Origin of the sequence: Synechococcus elongatus PCC 6301 (assembly GCF_000010065.1) — a bacterium.
In the GTDB taxonomy this organism is placed as follows: domain Bacteria; phylum Cyanobacteriota; class Cyanobacteriia; order Synechococcales; family Synechococcaceae; genus Synechococcus; species Synechococcus elongatus.
Genome location: NC_006576.1, coordinates 1,693,046 through 1,714,846, shown reverse-complemented (window position 1 = coordinate 1,714,846; position 21,801 = coordinate 1,693,046). Strand labels below are relative to the sequence as shown.

Here is a 21,801-nt window from a genome sequence, read left to right as displayed (position 1 = left end):
CAGGATTATCGTCCTGCTACCCAAGGTAATGGCAGAACTGCTAATTAGTGATGATTGGGCAGCTTTGTTGCCAGCGAGTTTGCGCTTGTCGTAACAAAGGTAAAACTTCGGATACCTGCTCAACCGCAATTGGAATTTCTAAATCCACTTCACTGGCGGGAGCTGGTTGCCCTTTAGCCATGGCAGCATTGGCCCAGATCAAGAAGTCACGCCACATCGAGCCCACCAAAATCAGGGGTGTTGGGGGCAGCTTAGACACTTGTAGGAGTTGCCAGATAGTCACCAGCTCTAGCAGCGTGCCAATTCCACCAGGCATCACCACGAAAGTATCTGCCTCTAAAACAAAGTGATGGAGTCTTGAGAAAAAGTTGCTGTGTTCGTACAGCTCTTCAACGTAGGGATTACTGCCCTGTTCGTGGGGAAGGTCAATGCGGAGCCCCACCGATCGCGTTCGATTTTCAGGGTCTGCACTGACACTGCCAGCATTCGCCGCTTCCATCAAACCGGGCCCACCACCTGTGACAATGTCGCAGCCTAGGTAGGTCAGCTCCTGAGCAAGCCATTGCACATCCTGATAGACCGGATTATCGGCCATGAGCCGTGCCGAGCCAAAAATACACACACAAAAGCGATCGTGGGGCAACCGTGGCAGCATCAGGATGCGATCGATCATGGCCCAGAGATCAAAAACACTGTCGCGCAGTACGCGTTCGAGCAGGTCTTTGTGGGGGTTACAGTCGGGAGCAGACATCCCAGTGATTAAAGCAGATTAGCGGACAGTTCAGCGAGAGGCGATCGCTCGCCCCGCTCGAGGGTGATATGCCCCGCAATTGCTTCGTTCTTAAATTTCTCAACAACGTAGGTCAGTCCGTTACTCGAAGCATCAACGTAGGGATTATCAATCTGGTAAGCATCTCCAGTGAGAACGATTTTCGTCCCTTCACCGGCACGGGTCAGAATCGTTTTAATCTCATGGGGCGTCAGATTCTGGGCTTCGTCAACAATCATGAACTGGCGTGGGATTGAACGACCGCGAATATAAGTCAGTGGTTCAATTTGGAGTAGATTCATTCCCATCAAATCTTGATAGTTTTGCTGCTTATTACTGGGGCGATCGCCATTGTTGTTAGCACCACCCAAAATAAAGTCGAGATTATCAATAATTGGCTGCATCCAAGGCGCGAGCTTTTCCTGTAAATCGCCTGGCAAGAACCCTAAATCTCGTCCCATTGGGAAAATTGGCCGCGAAACTAAAAGGCGGCTAAAGTGGCGCTCATCCGCTACTTTATGCAGACCTGCCGCCACTGCTAAGAGCGTTTTCCCCGTTCCAGCCTTTCCAACCAGCGTCACGAGCTGAATGTTGTCGTCCAGTAGCAGATCAAGGGCAAACTGCTGCTCACGATTACGGGCATGAATGCGGCTGATGCCCATTTTGGGCGGCTGAATCAAAGGCACAACGCGGCGATCGCTAGCTCGATAGCGCCCGAGGAGCGTATGGGAGAGATTTGTTTCATCAACGAGTGTCAGGGCTTGATTCGGAAAAAATTCTCCGCTGAGATCCAAGCCACCCTCCCGTCGAAAAACTTGGAGTTGGTCGGGAGCAAGATAGACCTCAGCTGTGCCGCTGTAGAGTTCCGAAAAATCAATTTTGTCAGACTCATAATCTTCAGCACAGAGCCCTGTTGCATCAGCTTTAATCCGAAGATTTGTATCTTTAGTGACTAGAATTGTCGGCTGACCATTTTGTTGTTGCAGTGCCAGCGCTACAGCCAGAATTGCGTTGTCATTTGCATTGGCAATCAAGCCGCTAGGCAGTTGCTCAAGAAAGGTTTTTTCAAGCATGACAACCCGCAGCTTGCCGCCGTGGTCAAGCGTGATGCCCTCAATCAGATGCCCTTTGCTCCGAAAGCCATCTAACAGTCGAGAAATCTGGCGGGCATTGCGGCCCCGTTCATTGAGATCCTTCTTGAAGCGATCAATCTCTTCGATCACCGTGATTGGAATCACGAGATCGTTATCCTCAAAGCGAAACAGTGCCATTGGATCGTGCAAAAGCACGTTCGTATCGAGGACGTAGGTTTTTTTCATCGCCAGAGGCTCTGCGATCGCCAGGGGTAAGGTATTGCTGGCTACGTTCTGATTCTCTCGGACCAATTCCGCTTTCAGATCGCGAGCCATCAGCCGCTCAATGGCGGTTGTTGGCGAAATCCGGTTATCTAACAACTCCGCCACACAGGCCGCGATCGGCAACTCTAGTCCCTCACGGCTGGCCAGCTGGGCCAGCACTCGAGCGGTAGATACGCCTTCAGCCGTGGCTGCGATCGCCGTTAGTGCCGCAGCCAAGCTCTCACCTTGCGCGAGCCGGAATCCAACTTGATAGTTGCGACTGAGCGGACTGGTGCAGGTCGCCAGTAAATCACCTAGCCCTGACAGTCCAAAGAACGTTTCCGTGCGGGCACCGAAATAGGCCCCCACGCGCAGAATTTCTGCCAAGGCTCGCGTTACCAAGGCCGATCGCGCATTGGCACCCAGACAGAGACCATCACAGACCCCGACAGCGATCGCAATCACATTTTTGAGAGCCCCGCCCAGCTCGGTTCCGAGGGGATCGCGATTGGTATAGACCCGAAAGCGATCGCTGGCAAACGCCTGCTGAACCACGGCCGCTGCATGGCGATCGCGACTGGCAATCACGGTCGCTGCGGGTAATCCCTGGCTAATTTCCTTGGAAAGATTGGGCCCTGAGAGCACCGTAATCGGCTGCAGCGGGAAGCGATCGCTGAGAACCTGAGAGGGAGTCCGCCAGCCCAGATCCGCCAGTCCTTTAGTTGCACTCACCCAAATCGCGCGATCGCCCAGTTGGAGGGCTGCCACTTGATCCGCCACGGAAGCCAAGCCGGCCATGGAGACCGCCATAATCCAGAGATCGGCCTCTGCCAATGTTGCTGCCAAAGAGGTCTCACTTCGGCGAGACCATTGCCGCACCTCAAGGCCATTGCTGCGCAAGAGCTGAGCCAGGGTCGTTCCCCAAGCACCGGCTCCCAAAATTGCCGCAACTTTTGCCTCTTGCATGGCCTCACAACATCGCTATGCCTGTTTCAGCATGGCATTGTTCCTGATGCGGGCGATCGCCACAAGGCTGAAGCGTGACTGGGAGCAATTCGATCGATTCTGGTCAGGAGCCATGTCCATCAGATACGATCAAAGACTGCAGAAAAAAGAAGCCTCGATCCGCGATCGCCATCCCCCTGAGATCTCGAGCGCGATCATTGGCCTATGGCAAGGCCACTGGATCATTGCCCACGCTGCAACCAGCTCCCTCAAATAATCTGAACTCGGATGTCGATAAAAGTTACCCAGGAGAAGCTGCCGGCCAGTCGCGTTGGTCTGCAGATTGAAGTCAGTGGCGAACAGTCGCGCCAAGTCTACGAGCGTACCCTCACCCGCCTCAGTCGCGAAGTTCGTTTCCCCGGCTTTCGTCCTGGGAAAGTCCCCCGTCCAGTTCTGATTCAGCGTTTGGGTGAAACCGCTCTCAAGGCCAACGCTATTGAGGACTTGGTTCAGCAAAGCTTGGAATCGGCGATCGCCCAAGAATCGATTCCAGCGATCGGCAACTACCAGTTGAGCAGCGACTTTGAGACGCTCGTTGCTGCCTTTCAACCCGGCAAGTCTTTCAGCTTTGAAGCCAGTGTCGACGTGCAGCCGACGGCAACCCTAGCGCAGTACACCGGCTTGACGGTCGAAGTGGCTGAGGTGCCCTTTGATGCCAACCGCGTTGACAATGTTTTAGCCGAGCAACAAAAACAGATGGCGACCTTGGTCCCCGTCGAAGGCCGCAATGCGGCGATCGGCGATGTGGCCGTGATCGACTTCCAAGGCATCCTCGTCGAGAGCGGCGAAGAAATTCCGGGTGGTAGCGGCACCGACTTCCAAATTGAAGTTGAAGAAGATCGCTTTATCCCAGGCTTCATCAGCGGCATCGTTGGCATGGCGATCGAAGAAACCCGCACCGTTGATGCCACCTTTCCCGAGACCTATGCCCAGGAAGAAGTCGCCGGCAAAGCTGCCCAGTTCACAATCACGCTCAAAGAGCTGAAAACCCGCGATCTGCCAGAACTGGATGATGCCTTCGCTCAGGAAGCCAGCCAGTACGAAACGATCGAAGAGCTGAAAACAGCCTTGACCGAGCGCTTCCAAGCGGAACATGAGAGCGAAGTCAAAGCCAGCAAGCGTGACGCGATCCTGACTGCGTTGGCCGATCAGCTGGATGTGGAAATTCCCGAGTCGCTGCTCCAGCGCGAAATCTCTGCCATGATCAACGAGACGGCCAGCCGTCTCTCGGGACAAGGCATGGATGTCCGCAAGCTGTTCACCGAAGAAGTACTGGAACGGTTGCGCGAAAATTCCAAGGACGAAGACGAGCAACGTCTGCGCCGCACGATCGCCCTGGGTGAGTTGGCAAAAGTCACCGAGACTCAGGTTGATGACGAAGCCGTGAAGGCTCGGGCAGCTGAACTGCTGAGCAACTATCCTCGCCCGCAAGAAGTCGATCGCGATCGCCTCATCACGGTCGTCCGCGAAGAATTACTAGAGGACAAACTGCTGGAGTGGTTTGAGGCCAACAACAGCGTGACCTTCGTCGCCCCCAAAGCAGCAGAAACTGAAGTCGATGCTGCCTCCGCGACCGTGGAAACAACCGCGACGGAAACTGCAGAAGAAGCCCCTGAAGCACCCAAAGCGAAGAAAGGCAAGAAAAAAGCCTAAGCCGCTCGCTCACAGTCGACCAGTTCGGCGCGGCATAATTGTCGGCAGCGGGACTCTCTCGCTGCCGCTGCTGTATCCAGTGCCTTCCTCTATGTTTTCGTCCCACGCTTCTCTGCCCATCCACAGCCGACGACTGGCCGCTGGTCTCGACAGCCGCTGGCAGCAGCCGCAGATTCAAGCGATCGCAGGCTCCCAAGCCATTGTGCCGACGGTGGTAGAGCAGTCCGGCCGGGGCGAACGCGCCTTTGACATCTATTCCCGCTTGCTACGCGAACGGATTGTCTTCCTAGGGACTGGCGTTGATGATGCCGTTGCCGATTCGATCGTGGCCCAGCTGCTCTTTCTGGAAGCCGAAGATCCAGAGAAAGACATTCAGCTCTATATCAACTCCCCCGGCGGCTCCGTCACGGCAGGGATGGCGATCTACGACACAATGCAGCAGGTTGCGCCGGATGTCGCCACCATCTGTTTTGGCCTAGCGGCCAGCATGGGGGCATTCCTGCTTTCGGGGGGTGCCCAAGGCAAGCGGATGGCGCTTCCGAGTGCTCGGATCATGATCCACCAACCCCTCGGCGGTGCTCAGGGTCAGGCCGTGGATATTGAAATCCAAGCGAGAGAAATCCTCTATCACAAGAGCACGCTGAACGACTTGCTCGCCCAGCACACAGGCCAGCCCCTCGAAAAAATTGAAGTCGACACCGATCGCGACTTCTTCATGTCGCCGGAAGAAGCCAAGGCTTACGGATTAATTGATCAGGTACTTACACGGCCAACCATGGCCATCACCGACCATAATGATGCTGTTCTCCAGTAGCGGGCAGGCGTGATGTCGAGATACGACTCTCACCTGAAGTGCTCTTTTTGTGGAAAATCCCAGGAGCAGGTGCGCAAACTCATCGCCGGCCCTGGAGTCTACATTTGTGATGAGTGCGTCGACCTCTGCAACGAAATCCTCGACGAAGAGCTGTTCGACGGTAATGCCAACCCAGCACCGCCGCCCGGTAGCCCTAAACCAGCCACTGCTGCTACCACTAGTCACCAAGGCCCACGCAAACCGAAGCGATCGCTAACGCTGTCGCAGATTCCCAAGCCCCACGACATCAAGCGCTATCTTGACCACCACGTCATTGGTCAAAACGAAGCCAAAAAGATGTTGTCGGTAGCGGTTTACAACCACTACAAGCGGCTCGCCTACCAGCAATCAGCGGAGGAAGCAGGCGAAACGATTGAAATCCAGAAGTCGAATATTCTGCTGATTGGACCAACGGGCTGCGGTAAAACCTTGCTGGCTCAGACGCTTGCCAAGCTGTTAGATGTTCCTTTTGCCGTCGCTGATGCGACAACCCTGACCGAAGCCGGCTACGTCGGTGAGGACGTCGAAAACATTCTGCTGCGGCTCCTGCAAGTGGCCGATCTCGATATCGAGGAAGCTCAACGCGGCATCATCTACATCGACGAAATCGACAAAATCGCGCGCAAGAGCGAAAACCCTTCGATCACGCGCGATGTCTCGGGCGAAGGCGTCCAGCAGGCACTCCTGAAGATGCTGGAAGGCACAATTGCCAATGTCCCCCCCCAAGGCGGTCGCAAGCATCCCTATCAGGACTGTATCCAAATCGATACGCGCAACATCCTGTTTATCTGTGGTGGTGCTTTTGTCGGGTTGGAGAAACTAGTCGATCGCCGTCTTGGCAAAAAATCGATCGGCTTTGTTCACCCAGAAGAGAGCAAAACCAAGGAGCAGCGGGCAGCGGCCATCCTGCGCCACATGGAACCCGAGGATCTGGTCCAGTTTGGCCTGATTCCCGAATTTATTGGCCGGATGCCCGTCACGGCGGTCCTCGATCCGCTCGACGAAACGGCGTTGACGGAAATCCTGACCGAACCCCGGGATGCGCTGGTCAAGCAGTATCAGAAGCTGATGCACATGGACAGCGTCGAGCTGGAGTTTCGCCAAGATGCGATCGAAGCGATCGCTCGTGAAGCCTTCCGCCGTAAGACCGGAGCGCGGGCACTCCGCGGCATTGTCGAAGAGATCATGCTGGAAGTGATGTACGAACTGCCCTCGCGTCAGGACGTCACCCACTGCACGATCACGCGGGAGATGGTTGAAAAACGCTCTAGCGCAGACGTACTCTTGCTCCCGTCCAGTTTGCCCACACCGGAATCCGCTTGATTGCGATCGCCTCACCCCAAGGGGGGTCACTGCAAGCGGAATGGACTTTAGCAGGCGATCGCCAAGCGCCCATTCTCTATCTCCATGGTTGGGGGGGCAGTCGTCGTAATTGGCAGCCAATGGCCCAAGCGCTGGAGGATTGTGGAGCAGGACTGGCTCTCGATTGGCGCGGCTTTGGTGAAGCCCGATCGCAGCCAGCAGGTCAGGACTACAGCTTGCAAGCAACGGTTGCGGATGTAGTCGCTCTACTTGATCAGCTTGCGTTACCGCCAGTCCGGATTGTGGCTCACTCTTGGGGCTGCAGCATCGCGCTCCTATTTGCCCAGGCTTATCCCGATCGCTGCGATCGTCTGCTGTTGACCGCCAGCGGACTGTTTACTTACTCCCCGATCGCCTTTGCGATTTTTCAGCAGATCAGCCAGCTCCTTGTGCGCTCGCGATCGCCGCTCTGGCAGCAAATTCCTGGCCTCGATCGCCTGATTCTCAGTCGCTTCTGTCATCGACCGCTTGATCCAGCAACCACTCGATCCTTTCTGGCGGACTTTCTGCAAGCGGATACCGAAGCCGCGATCGGCAGCCTGCAAGACGCTGTCAGCGCCAATGCTATCGAGCAACTCGGTCAGGCTTGGCGATCGATCGCTGTGCCGACTCTACTGATTTCGGGCCAGTTTGATCAGATTGCACCAGTTGCCTTGGCTGAGCAGGCTGCAACCCTCAGCAATCGCTGTCGGCAGGTGGTTATTCCCCAAGTTGGACACCTACCGATGCTGGAGGATCCAACCACTTTTGCCGCGATCGCACGACCGTTCCTCCAAGCCCCCCGCAGCTCGCTACCCTAGCGAAGAGGACTCTTCTCGGTTCTATGGCACAAGGCGATCATCTCGTTGTCGATCGACGGGGCGGACTGTACACCCATCACGGCATTGATATTGGGGATGGCACCGTCGTGCACTACCTCGAAGGCGAAACGATTGTTCGCACCAGCAAAGAATACTTCCGTCGGGGCGAGCCCATTCGGCTGCGTGATTATGCCGACTGCGACCCTGCCGACATCACGATCGAACGCGCCCTCAGTCGTCTGGGGGAACAACGCTACAACGTCCTGTTCAGCAACTGCGAACACTTCGCCACTTGGTGCAAAACGGGTCGGGCAAACAGCAGCCAAGTTGAGCGATCGCTAGCAATCGGGGCCGTTGGTGGGCTACTCCTCGGTGGCCCGCTCGTGCTGCCAGCCTTGGCAGCCGCCGGTGCCCTAGGGGTGCAGAATCTCCTCAGTCAAGCTCAACAGTCTGCGGATCCTGTCCAAGCCGAACGCTTGCTACAAGAAGCTCGGACCTCCCTCTTGGTGACGGAAACCAACTCCAGCAACAACTGGCCCAGATCCGACAAGAAGCCGAATCCTGGCACAAAACAGCCCAAACCGCCCTGCAGCGCGATCGCGAAGACCTCGCCCGTGCCGCCCTCGAAAAGCGCTATCCCCTCAAGCGCCAAATGCAGAATCTAGAACTGCAGCTGGCAGAATTACGGCAACTACTCTCGCGGATCTAGCGGACAGCGATCGCTCATATTGCACTGAGTGAGTCGGAAATTAAGAGGTTTTGACCTAACTGAATGAGCCTCAAACCTGTGGCTAAACCAGCGAGTGGTACCCGTAGCGATCGTGATTGAGCCGATCATTCTCACTGAGTTTCCCAGTACGCGGGTGCGGGCGTAATCACCCCCCACGAGCCGAGGCTGTTGACTCTCAACCAAACTATTCGAAGTTCAATCGTCCTAACTACCTTGCAGATTGCCATAAAAAAGCCTGCTGGAACTCCAGCAGGCGATCTGTAGGCGTCGTCAAACAGGATAGGGAGCCAATCCTGGCGAATTTTTAGCCAAACTGCAGCTCTTGTTTGGCCCGCATCGATTTTTGCTGTTGCCGCTGCAAGCTACGCAGGGCGTGGCGGTAGAGATGACTCACCAGTTTTTCTTCCGTTGGATTTGCTGAAGTTGCCGGTTTGGCCTGAGCCATTTCAACTTTCAGCGGTTGCACGGGTTCTTCTTTAGAGCGGAAGCGCAGATCGAGACCTTTGTATTCGGTATAGATGCTGCTCGGTGCCGAAGCGACGGTCGGGGGGGTGTAGGGATATTTAATCCCGCGGTATGTCAGTTCCATTTTGGGTACGCGTCTCAACTTTGTTTGACATTGAGAGGCGCGTTGCTTCAGGCCAAAGACCTTACTTCCACCCAGATAAACTGGGCCAACGATTACCCTCGCCCTTAAACTGTAGCAAATGCTACGGAATTTGTGGCTGTTTTCTGAAGCACATTCCTAGCGCTTGTCTGGAGATACCGTCCCATCTGTCACGCGATCGCTGTAGTCAGGTCATCGCCTGCGATCGCGCCCAAGTGCTACCCTAGAAAAAGTGTCAAATCGCACACTTCGACGTTCGGGTGTTCATTCCGGTGGAATGAATCCTGTCGAGGTGGAGGCTTAAACCCGACCTGGAGTCAAATAATCATGGCAATCATTTCTCTCGCTGAAATGATGGAGTCTGGTGTCCACTTTGGACACCAGACTCGTCGTTGGAACCCCCGCATGGCGCCCTACATCTACACGGCGCGCAATGGGGTCCACATCATTGACCTTGTCAAAACAGCGCAATGTGTCGAAACTGCCTACCGCTGGGTGCGCACCAACGCCGAGCAAGGTAAGCGCTTCCTGTTTGTTGGCACCAAACGCCAAGCTGCTGGCATCATCGCTGAAGAAGCCACCCGCTGCGGCTCCTACTACATCAACCAACGTTGGTTGGGCGGCATGCTTACCAACTGGGCCACGATTAAAGGCCGGGTTGACCGCTTGAAAGAGCTGGAACGGATGGGAGAAACCGGCGCTTTGGCCCTGCGTCCCAAGAAAGAAGCGGCAGTGCTGCGGCGTGAGCTGGAGCGGCTGCAGAAATACTTGGGCGGCATCAAAAATATGCGCCGCCTGCCCGACGCAGTGGTGATCATCGACCAAAAACGCGAGTACAACGCGGTCCAAGAATGCCAAAAGCTGGGCATTCCGATCGTGGCGATGCTCGATACCAACTGTGACCCCGACGTGGTCGATGTGCCGATTCCGGGCAACGACGACGCGATTCGCTCGGTCAAGCTGATTGTCAGCAAACTGGCAGACGCGATCTACGAAGCTCGTCACGGTGCAGCTCCGGTTGCTGAAGAGTATGACTACGACGGCGCCGAAGACGAGTACGAAGACGACGCCGACGAAGCATAGGCAAGCGATCGCGGTGGAGTAGGCTAGTCTGCGGCCCAGTGGCCCTGCGGCGGCTCCACCGCCTCATCGACAAAAATTTGACCCCCACATCACACCTGGATCATGGCTGAAATTAGTGCAAAGCTCGTTAAGGAGCTCCGGGAAAAGACCGGCGCTGGCATGATGGATTGCAAAAAGGCGCTGAACGAAAACGACGGCGACCTGCAAAAAGCGATCGAATGGCTGCGTCAGAAAGGGATTGCTTCGGCTGAGAAGAAATCGGGCCGCACCGCAGCTGAAGGGTTGGTTGGCAGCTACATCCACACCGGCGGCCGTGTCGGCGTGCTGGTTGAAGTCAACTGCGAAACCGACTTCGTGGCTCGTGGCGATAAATTCCAAGAGCTCGTCCGCAGCATTGCCATGCAAATTGCGGCTTGCCCGAACGTGGAATTTGTCAAAGTCGAAGACATCCCGGCTGAAATTGCTGAGCGGGAAAAAGCGATCGAAATGGGTCGTGACGACTTGGCCAACAAGCCGGAAAATATCCGCGAGAAAATCGTGGTGGGCCGGATTGAAAAACGACTGAAAGAGTTGACGCTGCTGGATCAGCCCTACATCCGCGACCCCAACATCTCGGTGGCTGAGCTGGTGAAACAGTCGATCGCTGAATTGGGTGAAAACATCCAAGTGCGTCGCTTTACCCGCTTTGTCCTCGGTGAAGGCATTGAGAAAGCTGAGAGCGATTTTGCTGCCGAAGTGGCCGCTCAAGCAGCAGCTGCCCAAAGCTAAAAACCGCTGATTCTAGCAACTCGAACGAGTTAGAAATATAGGGGCAGAGCCGATCGGGTTCTGCCTCTTTTTTTGCGCGATCGCTAACAGCACAGTGACTGCGGCGTGATCGCCTGCTCTACCCACTCCCGAATCAAGCGATCGACTTGGTCAGGTACTTCATCGTGGGGGCAATGGCCCGCTTCGAGAAAATGCTCTGTCAGGTTGCGAGCATAGCGCTGGAACTGCTGACTGCGCTGCTGGCAATTCATCCAGGGATCGCCGCTCCCCCAGATCAAGAGCAACGGACAGGTGAGTCGTGCTAGGAGCTGATCAACGGGTTCACCTTGGGGCGTTCGGAAGACCGAGCGAAACACCTCAAAGGCGCCCGGATCGAGGGAAGGACGGCGAATCGCTTCAACGAGATCATCGGTGACGGCACTGCGATCGCAGTAGACCTTTTCGAGGGTGCGGCGAATCGTTTGGGGGCGCTGCAAATTCTTGAAGACTAACCAAACGGCCCAGGGCTGGCGGGTGAGGCCACGCAGCAGCGATCGCCAGAATTTTTGCAAGGGCGAGGGCTCGGGGGGCGGCGCATCGGGCGTGAAGGGGCCAGCACTATTCAGCAACACAACCCCCTTGACCCAATCTGAAGCAGCGGCAGCCGCACAGAGGGCAGCGTATCCTCCCAGAGAGTTACCCGCCACGATCGCAGGCTGACCGATGACGGTTTGAATAAAATCCGTGAGCTGCTGTTGCCAGAGTTGACCGCTGTAGTCAATCGCCGGTTTGGCGGAGCGACCAAAGCCCAGCAGGTCAATGGCCCAGACTTGGAAGTCTGCCTGTAGGTCTGCAATATTTTTCCACCAGTGGTCGGTTGAGGCACCAAAGCCATGCACCAACAATAAAGGCGGGCGATCGCCTGCTGTCTCCCCAGCTTGCACGTAATAGATCTGGTGACCCTGCCAAGTCCAAACCTGACCGGGTACTGCTGCGATCGGCATGATCTCCTCACTCCACAATGGCTGATTTGATCCTAGCGATCGCACCATGAACGGTTCTGCCCAAAAGTCTGTGTCAGGCTGTAGAGACTATGTCGTCTCCTGACTCCGATGTTTCTCTTCCTGCGATCGCTGTTTCCCTTTGATGCGGTCAGTGTGGCCGCAGCCGCTCTCTGGGCAATTGCGCTCTACTTTGCCCTAGCGCCAGTCACCCGCCGACTCAGTCAGCAGCTTGCCCATTGGCTAGGAGAAGCCGATCGCTCTCTCTACACATCGACCACCGAGTACGAGCGATCGCGGGAAGCCCGGGAATCGGTCAATCTGCTCTATGCCTCAATTATCAGTACCCTTCCCCTGTTGGTCTTGGGTGGTGTTTGCGATTGGGGTGTGGAGGTGAGCCTAGGACACAGCTGGGGTTTAAGTCTTGGCATGGTTGCTTCGATCGCCTGCGGGGTCTATGCCCTCGGTCGACAGTCGACCGAGCAACCCTGACATCTAGATCAGCAATTCAAGCCAAAGACTCCGCCCACATAATGCAATTGCGGCCTGCTGATTTCGCCTCGTACAAAGCCTTATCTGCCTGATCAATCAGGTCCGTTAATGCAACATCAATCGTGGGAATGGTGACCGCAATACCAATACTGACTGTCACCCAAGCGGCAACTGGCGAATGATTGTGTGGGATCTGCAACCGCTGTAAATCTGCTTGTAACCGTCGTGCCACCGCTTGGGCTCCCTCGAGAGTCGTGCTTGGCAGAACAGCGACAAATTCTTCGCCCCCGTAGCGAGCGACCAGATCTGTAGCTCGCAAAACGACCGAATTCAGCAATAAACCAATTTTTCGCAGGACTTCATCACCGGCCAAATGCCCGTAAAAATCGTTATAGGTTTTGAAGTAATCAACATCGATCAGCAGTAAGGCCACAGGCGTGTGATCACGACAGCCCCATAGCCAAACATCGTTGAAATACTCATCAAAGCGGCGGCGATTGGGAATTTGAGTCAGGCCGTCAATGCGCACCTGATCCTGCAATCTCTGGTTCGTTACTTGCAAGGTTTTCAGCAACTGCGATTGAGCGATCGCAATACTCAGCTGTTCGGCAACTTGGGTCAGCAATACGACTTCACTATTACGCCAAGTCCGCGGCAGAATACAGTGATGAGCAGCTAATAAGCCCCACAGGCTATCACCGTAGCGAATCGGCAAAACCAAATTGGCTTTTACCTTGATCGATTGCAACAACCGACGATAGCAGTCATCTAATCCAGCAATGGCAACGTGGTCAATTTGATGGATATAACCATCACGATACTGCTGGTCCCAGTTATTGGCAAAGCAATAATCTTCAATCTGAATTCCCATCAGCGAGAATTCCGGCTCAGATACTGATTCAGCAACGATCAGACCACGCCAGTCAGGCTGAAATTGATAGATTAAGACACGATTGACACGCAGAAGCGATCGCACTTCTGAGACCGCGGTCTCCATCACTTGGCTGAGGTTAAGCGACTGACGAATATTGAGGGTAATGTCTAGTAGGATGCGCTCTTGGGCGAGTTGTTTCTGATAGTTTTCCTCTAGTATTTCTTTCTCATCATGCAACTGCTCATAGCGATGGCTCAGATCGTCGAGGTAGCGCCGATCACTGGCTGCCTGGAGGAAAGACGCTACGCTAACAGAGGCAAGTCCACTGGCCAAAAACAACCAGCCAGAACCGGGCTTCAAAATCGCGAGCAAGCAAGCGACGACGAGCCCTGCCGCCAGTCCCAGCATCCATCGACTAGCTGCCGGCCAAGGATGGCGTGAGTCGCGCGAGGGTGGCACAGAACAGTTAGCTCAACAAATTAAACAATCAGATACCACACTAGGGAATAACTAGTTTGGGCTGCTCTCTATAGATTAAGACCTGCCTTGGGATTTCTGTTGGGCATTGTAAAAAAGCCGAGCAATCAAGGTGGAGCTCAAGATACTAGAAGAGGAGGTGCTAGCCCCTTTGTTTTGGGCTTTGAGCAGTTCATGCGATTACGGGTTTGGCTGTCACTCCCTCGACTCTGTGGCTTCTTGGCAATCACCCTCGGGCTCATCGTGCTCTTGGGCTGGGCAATCAGTAGTCCAGCACTAACGATGCTGCTGCCGGGCAGTGCCAACACAATGAAGGTCAACACGGCTTTCTGCTTTATCCTCAGCGGTTGGGCATTGATCTGGGCGCAGTCAAGGGTGCGTTGGCAGCAGCAATGGCACCGCGTTTGTCTATTACTAGTCGCTACGATCACCAGCTTGACCATGCTGCAATATGTCACGGGCTGGAATCTAGGGCTGGATGAACTGCTGGTTCGCGATCGCATTTCCCCAGTGGGGTCTGGCCTGCCGGGTCGGATGAGTGATCAAGCTGCAATCTCGTTTTTACTGCTGACCGCTTCTCTCAGCTGTGCTCGCAGTCAGAGAGAACCACGAGTGATCTGTAGCCAGAGTCTTGCTTTGATTGCCGGGTGGATTGCAATGCTTGGCCTTTTTGGCTATTTACTCGGCATCAATGCTTTTTATCTATTCCTCGACCGCCAAAGTGCGATCGCCTCTAACACGGTTGTGGGGTTCTTAGTGCTCAGCATTGGGGCTCTCAGCTTCCACCCCCAACGGGGATTGCTAGCAATTCTGAGTAGTCCTTCGCTTGGGGGGCGACTGAGTCGGACTCTGTTGCCTTGGCTCTTTGTATTACCGCTGCTGTTACGCGGTCTCAAGTTTTTGAGCCAACAGTACTTATCGGTCACCCCCGTGGTCAGTGACGGCCTCGTGGCACCGATTACGACCAGTCTGCTAGTCGCACTTCTTTGGGTTGTTGCGCGATCGCTCAATCAGCAAGAAGAAAAACTGTTGACCGCACTCCAAGCAGCCCAAGAGATCCAGCGGCGTTTCCGACAAATTGTCATGCAAGCCCCTCAGCCGATGGTGCTCTATCGCAGTGACGGTTGCATCTTAGAGGTCAACGAAGCTTGGCGGGAATTAAGTGGTTATGAACTTGAAGACACGCCCACCGTTGAAAGTTGGTTCGAAAAAGTCTATGGCCCAGAGAAGGTAGCAGAAGTGTTACGCATCGCAGAGGAAGTTTATGCGATGCCGCCCGGTCAACGGCAGGCGAATGGGGAATTTGTCATTCAAACTCGCTCGGGAGCGCTGCGGACTTGGGATTTTTATTCCTCCGCTCTCGGGCCAGACGCCGAAGGACGATCACTAGTTTTAAGTACAGTGATTGATGTCACCGAGCGTGCACACACTGATCGCCAGCTACGGGATCTCAGCGAAAATCTTGAGCATTTAGTGCAGATCCGTACCACCGAACTGGAGTCGATTCGCGATCAGCTCGAAACGGCTCAGCGCGTCGCCAAGGTTGGCAGTTGGGCCTTTGAGGTTGTCACCCAAACAATTGAATGGTCGCCTCAACTGTTTCGTTTGTTTGGGATGAACCCCAGTGAGCCCGTACCCAGCTTTGAGGAACATCTACAGCAAATTCATCCCCTCGATCGCGACTACTGGCTTAGAAATGTGCAGAGATGCATCCAACAAGGAACTCCTTATTCCATCGACTTTCGTGTGACTTGGGCTGATGGCAGCATTCACTGGGTCAGTGGACAAGGCGAAGCCGTTCGTAATGCTGAAGGTCAGGTGGTGCGACTCATCGGCAGTGCGATCGATATCACCGATCGCAAAGCTACAGAATTACGTTTAGCCCAGGCCGAAGAGCAAGCCCGTCTTCTGATCGAGAAGAATCCGGGGGTGGTCTATCGTTTCTCGCCGAATGCTCTACAGGACAAGGGGTATGTCAGCCCTCAGATTGAAACCTTGCTCGGAGTTGATCAATCCCAGTGGCATGCAGGCTTTGCCAACACGTGGCAACAGTTTGTGCATCCAGACGACCTAGACAAGATACAACAGCAGTTTGAAGCCGCGCTCGCCGAACAACGAGCCTACAGCTTTGAATATCGGATGATTCGCAGCGATGGCCAAACCATTTGGGTGCGCGACCAAGGCGAGATGTTGCTGTCAGTCGATGGAACGCTGCTAGTCCAAGGACTAGCGATTGATATCACAGCACTCAAAGAAATGGGCTTGGCGTTGCAGGAGCGCATTCAAGAACTCGATCAACGTAATCGGGAGATGCAACTGCTGGGACAGCTGAATGATTTTCTACAGGCTTGTTCCACGGTTGCTGAAGCAGGACAAGTAATTGCCGGATTTCTCCCCCAACTCTTTCCTAACTGTCGCGGTCAGCTGAGTTTGCTCCAGCGGGATGGAAAGCTCGAAATGCTCCAAGCCATTGTTGAATGGGGCCAACCCGTTCATACTCAGCCGTCTTTTTTGCTCAGCGATTGTTGGGCTCTACGCCGTGGTACGCCCTATCTCTATGATCCGGACCAAGTGCTTAGTCCAGCTTGCCCCCACGTCAAGGGCAAGATCTCCTCGGGAGAAAGCATTTTTTGCTTGCCGCTCGCCGCTTTCGGCGAGATTTTGGGGCACCTACAGTTTGAACAAATGGTTACACATGACAATAGCTGTGTGGACAGCAAGGCCCCACCTCTAGCTGAAACCATCGCTGAGCAACTTGCATTAGCAATTGCCAACCTCCAACTGCGAGAAACCCTGCGCCAAGAGAACCTGCGCGATCCGCTTACAGGGTTGTTCAATCGCCGCTATCTGCAGGAATTTTTTGAACAGGAATTGGCCCGCGCCAAGCGCAGTGGTGACAGCATCGGGATATTAATGCTGGATATTGACTACTTCAAGCGTTTCAACGACGAGTTTGGCCACGATGCAGGCGATATGGTCTTGAAACAGGTAGCTCGCGCCCTGCTTAACCAAGTTCGTGCCTCAGATGTGGTCTGTCGCTTTGGTGGCGAAGAAATTGCGATTTTAATGCCGGGAGCCAGCCTTGAAGTCAGCGCTCGCAAGGCTGATCAAATTCGACAGGCGATCGCTCAATTAATCATCAGCTATCACGAGCAAACGCTGCCCTCTCTCACGATCTCAATTGGGGTGGCTGCATTCCCAGAATCGGGGCTAGCGAGCGATACGTTGATCAAGTCAGCTGACACCAGTCTTTACCAAGCCAAAGCTGCAGGCCGTAACTGCGTCGTGGTACATCAACCCAGCTGGCGCAAATTCGAATTGATGAGCGCTGATGACTCTGCAATCGCGGTTAATCCAGATCCGTCAGGCTCGCCGAGCTGAGGCCAGCCTATGGCTGGCTTGAATTTCTTGTTGGAGGCGTGGATTGTGCGGATCGGTGCGGCGCGCTTTCTCAAAGTAGACGATCGCTTGCTGTCGCTGTTGTTGAACCAGCAAGGCTTGCCCTTGCCGGAGATAACAGATTGCCAACCACTGACGCACTTCCCAATCGTCGGGTAAGCGTTGTTGCAGTGCTTCAGTTAAGGCGATCGCCTTCGCCCAGCGTCCATCCGCCAGCAGATCTTGTAGTTGTGGCTGGAACTGACGTTTGAGGGCAATCAGAGCTGCATCCGCTGGGGGGGCTTGCGGAACGGGTTGAGCCGTGGCGGATTCTTGCAGAACTAACAGCCGCTCGTAGGCGATCTGGATCTCCTGAAAACGAGCGGTGGCTTGCGGATCGGGATTGCAATCGGGGTGCCACTGCCGCGCCAACTGACGGTAAGCCGTTTTGATCGCGATCGCGTCAGCCGTAGCAGGAAGTCCCAAACACTGCAGCCATCGCGATCGCTCGGCACTCATGGCAACTAGACAGGCCGTTCCGCGATCACTTGGTCGATCAAGCCGTACTCACGGGCTTCTTCAGCAGACATGAAGTAGTCGCGATCGGTGTCCTTCTCGATTTTTTCAAGAGGCTGACCGGTGCGATCGGCCATGATTTGGTTCAGCAGTTTTTTGATTCGCAGAATCTCTTTGGCTTCGATTTCAATATCGGAAGCCTGACGGCGACCCGTTCCCCCCAGCGGTTGGTGAATCATAATCCGCGAATGAGGCAATGCGAGCCGTTTTCCTTTGCTGCCGGCGCAGAGCAGGAACGCACCCATCGAAGCCGCCAGACCCAAGCAAATAGTGATCACCGGCGACTTGATGTATTGCATCGTGTCGTAGATCGCCATCCCCGCCGTGACTGAGCCACCGGGCGAGTTGATGTAGAGATAGATCGGCTTGCTGGAGTCTTCCGAATCAAGATAGAGCAGCTGAGCCACAATGCTATTGGCCAAGCCATCGGTCACTTCCTGCCCGAGGAAGATGATCCGCTCCATCGCTAGACGGTTGTAGATATCGATCCAGCGTTCAAAGCTGCTTCCCGGAAGACGGTAGGGAACGCTCGGGACTCCAATAGGCATAGCGCAGGATGGGTGGAGGACAGGACAAAGACGGTCGGAAGACTAGGAGAAGCTTGGCAACGGCGCAGGCAAATCCTTGCGGCTGTCGAGGACGCGATCGATCAAGCCATACTCCACAGCCTGAGCCGGAGTCATATAAAGCATGCGATCGGTGTCGCGGGCCAAGCGATCGGGATCTTGACCTGTGTTGCGAGCAAAGATCTCCAGCATGGTGCGCTTGTTAGCCAGCACCTCTTTGGCGCGGATTTGAATATCCGAGGCCTGACCCTGAGCACCAGTACGGGGCTGGTTGAGCACGATCGTGGCGTGGGGCAAGCTGGCGCGGTTGCCCGGCGTCCCACCCGAGAGAATCATGGCCGCCGTTCCCATTGCCTGACCGATGCAGATGGTGTGTACCGGCGGCTTGATGTAGCGCATCGTGTCGCAGATGGCGAAGGCTTCGGTTTCGTAGCCGATCGCATCGCCGGTGTACCAAGAGGTGCCGGTGGAATTGATGTAGAAGTAAATCGGCTTCTCGGGATTATCGAATTCCAGATAGAGCAGCTGAGCAATGATCAGCTCCGTCACATCGAAACCCACTTGCCGCTTCACATCGTCAGACGAGAACAACGGCATGCCGAGGTAGATAATCCGCTCCTTGAGCAGCAACGAGGGCAAATCCGGTGGCGGCGTCCGGTAGGACACATCCCCGTAATAAGGTGCCTGCACTGCTTGAATCGATTCGAGCATAGCCAAGCGGTTCCGCTGAGCGACGTTTCTTCAGTCTAGCGCTCGCTTTGCCTGCCGCTCCCTGTGTGCTGAGGGTTAACCCCGTATCGGGATCAAGTCCGACAGACTACAGACTGCGATCGCCCTAGCTCAGTCCCCTGACTACTGCACCAATTCGGTGTTGATTTCGTTGAGGATGCGAGGACGAGTCGTCTCCGTCTGCGATCGCGCGGGCAGATCCAACACCGACCGCAACGCATCGTCGATCGCATCGTAGGCAACCAATCCGGTTTGATTGAGGCGAACCTTGCCTTGCTGATCGAAGACAACGACTTGGGGCACCACACCTTGGTAATAGAAACCTGCTTCAGCCGGATCTTGTGGGCGATCGCCCTGCACCGTATCAGCATTGACGGGAATGAACTCCACTACCCGACCGAAGGGCGCTTGCAGCTGCGAAACCACACTGGCGAACTGCTTGCAATCGCGGCTGTCATCTAAATAGAAGACCAATAGCGAGGGGCGGTGCTCTGCGATCGCCTGACTCAAAGGCATCCGAGGCGGCACCAGCGATCCATTGCCTGCATAGAGCGCAAAAATGTTGCCGTCAAAGCGATCGTCTTGCAGGCTGGCCTGCGCTGCGGGTGACCACAAGCAGCTCATTCCCAAGATCAGGACGGTCAGGCAGCAGAGAACAAAACGACGCATAACCAGCACATAGACAGCGGCGGGTCTTTATTCTCCCTCAGATACCGATCGCGCTGAAATGAAAGCTGCAGAGGGCAAGCGATTGAGCAGACAACAGAGCACCAAGACTCCCCACTGAGATAGCCCGGCGTGAATCCACCGCGATCGCCCGACCGCTAGACAGGCTTCACCCTTAGAAATCTCAGCGAGTTACTCGACGATTAACTGTCCTGTCATGCCCGCATCGGTATGCCCCGCAATGCGACAGCGTAGGTCATATTGTCCGGGCCGTTCCGGGGTAAATTGCCACACGGCTTCACTGCCAGGCCGCAGCTCCAGCTCCCGAATGCTGCCCTTGACTTCGACACCACCGGCATCGACTTTGCGAGTCCAGATAGCATCGCTAAAGTCTTTGGCGGTGAAGTAGTGCTTGAGTGGGCTGGGATTATGTAAGGCCAATTCGTAGGGCTGGCCCGCTTTGAGCCGGAGTTGACTGGGGAAAAAGCGCAGCTCGCCTGCTGCATTCCCGAGATCGATGCTAATGCTTTGCCGAACGGTGGCCGCGATCACTGGTCTCGGCCAGCAGCACCAAGCAGCCCAGAGCACGATCGCCAACCATAGCAGCCAGTGGCGCAGCCCTTGCGGTTTCCATAGAGATGAGAGATGAGCCATAGCGCAATCCTCAAGCAGCGATCGGGGGCATTTTTAGCATTCCCCTCTAGACAAGTGACAATCAACTTCGCTAAGCTAGTGGACTGTGAGTTTTACAGCGGGTCTATGGGCGCCCAAGAAATCATCCGCTCAATTGAAGCGGAATACACCAAGTCGGACTTGCCGACGATCTACGTCGGTGACACGGTCAAAGTGGGCGTTCGCATCCAAGAGGGTGGCAAAGAGCGCGTACAGCCGTATGAAGGGGTTGTAATCGCCAACAGTGGCGGTGGCATCAACGAGAGCATTACCGTTCGCCGCATCTTCCAAGGTGTAGGCGTTGAACGGGTCTTCCTGCTTCACTCGCCGGCCGTCGCTAGTGTGCAAGTTCTCCGTCGCGGTCGAGTGCGTCGGGCGAAGCTGTACTACCTGCGCGATCGCGTCGGCAAAGCAACCCGCGTCAAACAGCGCTTCGATCGCTCGATCTAAGGATCGGCATCCGATACAATGCAAGAGGTTTCGGCCTCTGCTCTTGCGCTCTTAGTTCAGTTGGTAGAACGCAGGTCTCCAAAACCTGATGTCGGGGGTTCAAGTCCTCCAGGGCGCGTTTTAAACAACCTTCAGTCACAGGACTGAGGGTTTTGTTTTGAGTGAGTTTTGATCAGCAGCGATGATCACAGCTTTCACTGATGGCGATTAGCAAGCGATCGGAAAGCAATTCACTGGAACCGCACAAAAACTTTGTCGGAAAGGCTTGACACAGGCTGGACAGACAGGCATGATTATTCATGCGCTCAGTAATGAGTTGCAACTGGGACTGTAGTTCAATCGGTTAGAGCACCGCCCTGTCACGGCGGAAGTTGCGGGTTCGAGCCCCGTCAGTCCCGTTCTAACTTCAACAACTTAAAAGGCTAGCTAGCTTGAGTAGAGGTTTGCTGGCTTTTGAAGCACTCTGATCTGACTCAATCGCACATTGTTAAGGGCACTCGGTTCACACCCGCAGCAGACCGATTCACTGGACTCCCGACGCAGCAAGAATCCTCGGAATTCAGGGCGAGTCCTGTCCAAAGCTTCTGAATCGTTCCGCTTAGCGACAGGGATTATGACCGAGGCCAGCCCGCGTTGGCTTGTTCCAGCACATAGGCGGAAACGATCGCAATTTCCTCGGGGCTGAGGCGATCGCTGTAGGCGGACATGTTGTTTTTGCCCTGGCTGACGATCGTCGCGATCGCTTCAGCAGTGTCGTAACCATTTTTTTTCAGGGCTTTGAGTTGTAGGGTTTTGCCCCGGCGAATAATATTGCCGCCGCCAATATGGCAACCAACGCACTGTGCCTCGAAGAGCGCTGCTCCAGTTGCCGGTGCAGCCTGAGTGGAAATTGGAGCGATAGTCAGCCCACAAATCAGCAGGCAAAAAGCCATGAGGAGCGATCGCAACAGACGGTTCATGACAGTTCTCGAGGG

22 protein-coding genes, 2 tRNA genes, 2 pseudogenes and 1 riboswitch are annotated in these 21,801 nt (G+C 55.0%); of the genes and pseudogenes, 14 read left to right on the top strand and 12 right to left on the bottom strand.

Translation table 11 applies throughout. The features are described 5' to 3' along the window. Positions 1-40: 40 nt before the first annotated feature. From SYC_RS08460 to SYC_RS08450, 3 genes and pseudogenes are all read right to left on the bottom strand, one after another. On the bottom strand, positions 41-751 hold the full coding sequence (locus SYC_RS08460) for an LOG family protein (protein ID WP_011243897.1): 711 nt from the start codon (positions 749-751) through the stop codon (positions 41-43). An 8-nt stretch (positions 752-759) separates the two neighbouring features. Continuing rightward, entirely contained in the window at positions 760-2,040 is a 1,281-nt protein-coding gene (locus SYC_RS08455; RefSeq protein WP_336884511.1) for a PhoH family protein, read from the bottom strand. Positions 2,041-2,154: 114 nt separating this feature from the next. Continuing rightward, positions 2,155-3,072: pseudogene (locus SYC_RS08450) on the bottom strand (NAD(P)H-dependent glycerol-3-phosphate dehydrogenase); the annotation flags it as partial. Here SYC_RS08450 and SYC_RS08445 point away from each other — a divergent pair. The 7 genes and pseudogenes from SYC_RS08445 (at position 3,071) to SYC_RS14230 (ending at position 8,488) form a co-directional block, all read left to right on the top strand. Beyond that, positions 3,071-3,328: a hypothetical protein gene (locus SYC_RS08445; protein WP_011378503.1), complete on the top strand. Its 258-nt coding sequence runs from the start codon at positions 3,071-3,073 to the stop codon at positions 3,326-3,328. The pseudogene SYC_RS08450 and the gene SYC_RS08445 overlap by 2 nt on opposite strands. Positions 3,329-3,339: 11 nt before the next feature. Beyond that, positions 3,340-4,764, top strand: a complete 1,425-nt coding sequence (tig, locus tag SYC_RS08440; protein ID WP_011243895.1) for a trigger factor — start codon at positions 3,340-3,342, stop codon at positions 4,762-4,764. A 91-nt stretch (positions 4,765-4,855) separates the two neighbouring features. Next, positions 4,856-5,578: an ATP-dependent Clp endopeptidase proteolytic subunit ClpP gene (gene clpP / locus SYC_RS08435; RefSeq protein ID WP_011243894.1), complete on the top strand. Its 723-nt coding sequence runs from the start codon at positions 4,856-4,858 to the stop codon at positions 5,576-5,578. A 12-nt stretch (positions 5,579-5,590) separates the two neighbouring features. Next, positions 5,591-6,940 carry an ATP-dependent protease ATP-binding subunit ClpX gene (gene clpX, locus SYC_RS08430; protein WP_011243893.1) on the top strand — a complete coding sequence of 450 codons (1,350 nt, stop codon included), beginning with the start codon at positions 5,591-5,593 and terminating at the stop codon, positions 6,938-6,940. Further along, the gene (locus SYC_RS08425; protein WP_011243892.1) at positions 6,937-7,779 is read left to right on the top strand and encodes an alpha/beta fold hydrolase; all 843 of its coding nucleotides are present in this window, start codon (positions 6,937-6,939) and stop codon (positions 7,777-7,779) included. The genes clpX and SYC_RS08425 overlap by 4 nt, the downstream gene beginning before the upstream one ends. 23 nt (positions 7,780-7,802) lie before the next feature. After that, positions 7,803-8,033: pseudogene (locus tag SYC_RS14235) on the top strand (lecithin retinol acyltransferase family protein); the annotation flags it as partial. 80 nt (positions 8,034-8,113) lie between these two features. Next, on the top strand, positions 8,114-8,488 hold the full coding sequence (locus SYC_RS14230) for a PspA/IM30 family protein (protein WP_419756856.1): 375 nt from the start codon (positions 8,114-8,116) through the stop codon (positions 8,486-8,488). Between the two features lie 325 nt (positions 8,489-8,813). Here SYC_RS14230 and SYC_RS08415 read toward each other — a convergent pair whose 3' ends face one another. Continuing rightward, entirely contained in the window at positions 8,814-9,098 is a 285-nt protein-coding gene (locus SYC_RS08415; RefSeq protein WP_011378507.1) for a DUF4278 domain-containing protein, read from the bottom strand. A 36-nt stretch (positions 9,099-9,134) separates the two neighbouring features. Then, positions 9,135-9,191, bottom strand: a riboswitch (Glutamine riboswitch). Between the two features lie 252 nt (positions 9,192-9,443). On the opposite strand from SYC_RS08415, the gene rpsB reads away from it, so the two are divergent. After that, positions 9,444-10,199 carry a 30S ribosomal protein S2 gene (gene rpsB, locus SYC_RS08410; protein ID WP_011243890.1) on the top strand — a complete coding sequence of 252 codons (756 nt, stop codon included), beginning with the start codon at positions 9,444-9,446 and terminating at the stop codon, positions 10,197-10,199. A gap of 102 nt (positions 10,200-10,301) precedes the next feature. After that, positions 10,302-10,967: a translation elongation factor Ts gene (gene tsf / locus SYC_RS08405; RefSeq protein WP_011243889.1), complete on the top strand. Its 666-nt coding sequence runs from the start codon at positions 10,302-10,304 to the stop codon at positions 10,965-10,967. An 83-nt stretch (positions 10,968-11,050) separates the two neighbouring features. Here tsf and SYC_RS08400 read toward each other — a convergent pair whose 3' ends face one another. After that, positions 11,051-11,950 carry an alpha/beta fold hydrolase gene (locus SYC_RS08400; protein ID WP_011378509.1) on the bottom strand — a complete coding sequence of 300 codons (900 nt, stop codon included), beginning with the start codon at positions 11,948-11,950 and terminating at the stop codon, positions 11,051-11,053. A gap of 108 nt (positions 11,951-12,058) precedes the next feature. On the opposite strand from SYC_RS08400, the gene SYC_RS08395 reads away from it, so the two are divergent. Then, complete coding sequence (locus SYC_RS08395) at positions 12,059-12,439, top strand: hypothetical protein (protein ID WP_011243887.1); 381 nt, start codon at positions 12,059-12,061, stop codon at positions 12,437-12,439. Positions 12,440-12,455: 16 nt separating this feature from the next. Here SYC_RS08395 and SYC_RS08390 read toward each other — a convergent pair whose 3' ends face one another. After that, complete coding sequence (locus SYC_RS08390) at positions 12,456-13,772, bottom strand: GGDEF domain-containing protein (protein ID WP_011243886.1); 1,317 nt, start codon at positions 13,770-13,772, stop codon at positions 12,456-12,458. Positions 13,773-13,964: 192 nt separating this feature from the next. On the opposite strand from SYC_RS08390, the gene SYC_RS08385 reads away from it, so the two are divergent. After that, complete coding sequence (locus tag SYC_RS08385; protein ID WP_011243885.1) at positions 13,965-17,171, top strand: diguanylate cyclase; 3,207 nt, start codon at positions 13,965-13,967, stop codon at positions 17,169-17,171. Here the strand turns inward: SYC_RS08385 and SYC_RS08380 are convergent. The 5 genes from SYC_RS08380 to SYC_RS08360 form a co-directional block, all read right to left on the bottom strand. Beyond that, positions 17,154-17,687 (bottom strand): J domain-containing protein, encoded by a 534-nt coding sequence (locus SYC_RS08380; protein ID WP_011243884.1) that lies wholly within the window; start codon positions 17,685-17,687, stop codon positions 17,154-17,156. The genes SYC_RS08385 and SYC_RS08380 overlap by 18 nt on opposite strands. A 5-nt stretch (positions 17,688-17,692) precedes the next feature. Continuing rightward, a complete protein-coding gene (locus tag SYC_RS08375) occupies positions 17,693-18,292 on the bottom strand; it encodes an ATP-dependent Clp protease proteolytic subunit (RefSeq protein ID WP_011243883.1) in 600 nt (199 codons plus the stop codon). 42 nt (positions 18,293-18,334) lie between these two features. Then, on the bottom strand, positions 18,335-19,021 hold the full coding sequence (locus SYC_RS08370; RefSeq protein ID WP_011243882.1) for an ATP-dependent Clp protease proteolytic subunit: 687 nt from the start codon (positions 19,019-19,021) through the stop codon (positions 18,335-18,337). A 141-nt stretch (positions 19,022-19,162) separates the two neighbouring features. Continuing rightward, the gene (locus SYC_RS08365; protein ID WP_041677005.1) at positions 19,163-19,708 is read right to left on the bottom strand and encodes a thylakoid membrane photosystem I accumulation factor; all 546 of its coding nucleotides are present in this window, start codon (positions 19,706-19,708) and stop codon (positions 19,163-19,165) included. 189 nt (positions 19,709-19,897) lie between these two features. Then, on the bottom strand, positions 19,898-20,359 hold the full coding sequence (locus SYC_RS08360) for a cupredoxin domain-containing protein (protein WP_011243880.1): 462 nt from the start codon (positions 20,357-20,359) through the stop codon (positions 19,898-19,900). A 105-nt stretch (positions 20,360-20,464) separates the two neighbouring features. On the opposite strand from SYC_RS08360, the gene rplS reads away from it, so the two are divergent. From rplS to SYC_RS08345, 3 genes are all read left to right on the top strand, one after another. Further along, positions 20,465-20,827 carry a 50S ribosomal protein L19 gene (gene rplS, locus SYC_RS08355; RefSeq protein ID WP_039755904.1) on the top strand — a complete coding sequence of 121 codons (363 nt, stop codon included), beginning with the start codon at positions 20,465-20,467 and terminating at the stop codon, positions 20,825-20,827. A gap of 45 nt (positions 20,828-20,872) precedes the next feature. Next, positions 20,873-20,945 (top strand) — tRNA-Trp (locus SYC_RS08350). A gap of 206 nt (positions 20,946-21,151) precedes the next feature. Then, positions 21,152-21,225: transfer RNA gene (locus SYC_RS08345), tRNA-Asp, on the top strand. A 213-nt stretch (positions 21,226-21,438) separates the two neighbouring features. Here SYC_RS08345 and SYC_RS08340 read toward each other — a convergent pair. Beyond that, positions 21,439-21,786 carry a c-type cytochrome gene (locus tag SYC_RS08340; RefSeq protein ID WP_011243878.1) on the bottom strand — a complete coding sequence of 116 codons (348 nt, stop codon included), beginning with the start codon at positions 21,784-21,786 and terminating at the stop codon, positions 21,439-21,441. Positions 21,787-21,801 lie beyond the last annotated feature (15 nt).

Coding starts and splice junctions, on each gene's coding strand:
- SYC_RS08460 (WP_011243897.1), bottom strand. CDS start 751: ATGTCTGCTCCCGACTGTAACCCCCACAAAGACCTGCTCGAACGCGTA.
- SYC_RS08455 (WP_336884511.1), bottom strand. CDS start 2,040: ATGGCACTGTTTCGCTTTGAGGATAACGATCTCGTGATTCCAATCACG.
- SYC_RS08445 (WP_011378503.1), top strand. CDS start 3,071: ATGGCCTCACAACATCGCTATGCCTGTTTCAGCATGGCATTGTTCCTG.
- tig (WP_011243895.1), top strand. CDS start 3,340: ATGTCGATAAAAGTTACCCAGGAGAAGCTGCCGGCCAGTCGCGTTGGT.
- clpP (WP_011243894.1), top strand. CDS start 4,856: ATGTTTTCGTCCCACGCTTCTCTGCCCATCCACAGCCGACGACTGGCC.
- clpX (WP_011243893.1), top strand. CDS start 5,591: ATGTCGAGATACGACTCTCACCTGAAGTGCTCTTTTTGTGGAAAATCC.
- SYC_RS08415 (WP_011378507.1), bottom strand. CDS start 9,098: ATGGAACTGACATACCGCGGGATTAAATATCCCTACACCCCCCCGACC.
- rpsB (WP_011243890.1), top strand. CDS start 9,444: ATGGCAATCATTTCTCTCGCTGAAATGATGGAGTCTGGTGTCCACTTT.
- tsf (WP_011243889.1), top strand. CDS start 10,302: ATGGCTGAAATTAGTGCAAAGCTCGTTAAGGAGCTCCGGGAAAAGACC.
- SYC_RS08400 (WP_011378509.1), bottom strand. CDS start 11,950: ATGCCGATCGCAGCAGTACCCGGTCAGGTTTGGACTTGGCAGGGTCAC.
- SYC_RS08395 (WP_011243887.1), top strand. CDS start 12,059: ATGTTTCTCTTCCTGCGATCGCTGTTTCCCTTTGATGCGGTCAGTGTG.
- SYC_RS08385 (WP_011243885.1), top strand. CDS start 13,965: ATGCGATTACGGGTTTGGCTGTCACTCCCTCGACTCTGTGGCTTCTTG.
- SYC_RS08380 (WP_011243884.1), bottom strand. CDS start 17,687: ATGAGTGCCGAGCGATCGCGATGGCTGCAGTGTTTGGGACTTCCTGCT.
- SYC_RS08375 (WP_011243883.1), bottom strand. CDS start 18,292: ATGCCTATTGGAGTCCCGAGCGTTCCCTACCGTCTTCCGGGAAGCAGC.
- SYC_RS08370 (WP_011243882.1), bottom strand. CDS start 19,021: ATGCTCGAATCGATTCAAGCAGTGCAGGCACCTTATTACGGGGATGTG.
- SYC_RS08365 (WP_041677005.1), bottom strand. CDS start 19,708: ATGCGTCGTTTTGTTCTCTGCTGCCTGACCGTCCTGATCTTGGGAATG.
- SYC_RS08360 (WP_011243880.1), bottom strand. CDS start 20,359: ATGGCTCATCTCTCATCTCTATGGAAACCGCAAGGGCTGCGCCACTGG.
- rplS (WP_039755904.1), top strand. CDS start 20,465: ATGGGCGCCCAAGAAATCATCCGCTCAATTGAAGCGGAATACACCAAG.
- SYC_RS08340 (WP_011243878.1), bottom strand. CDS start 21,786: ATGAACCGTCTGTTGCGATCGCTCCTCATGGCTTTTTGCCTGCTGATT.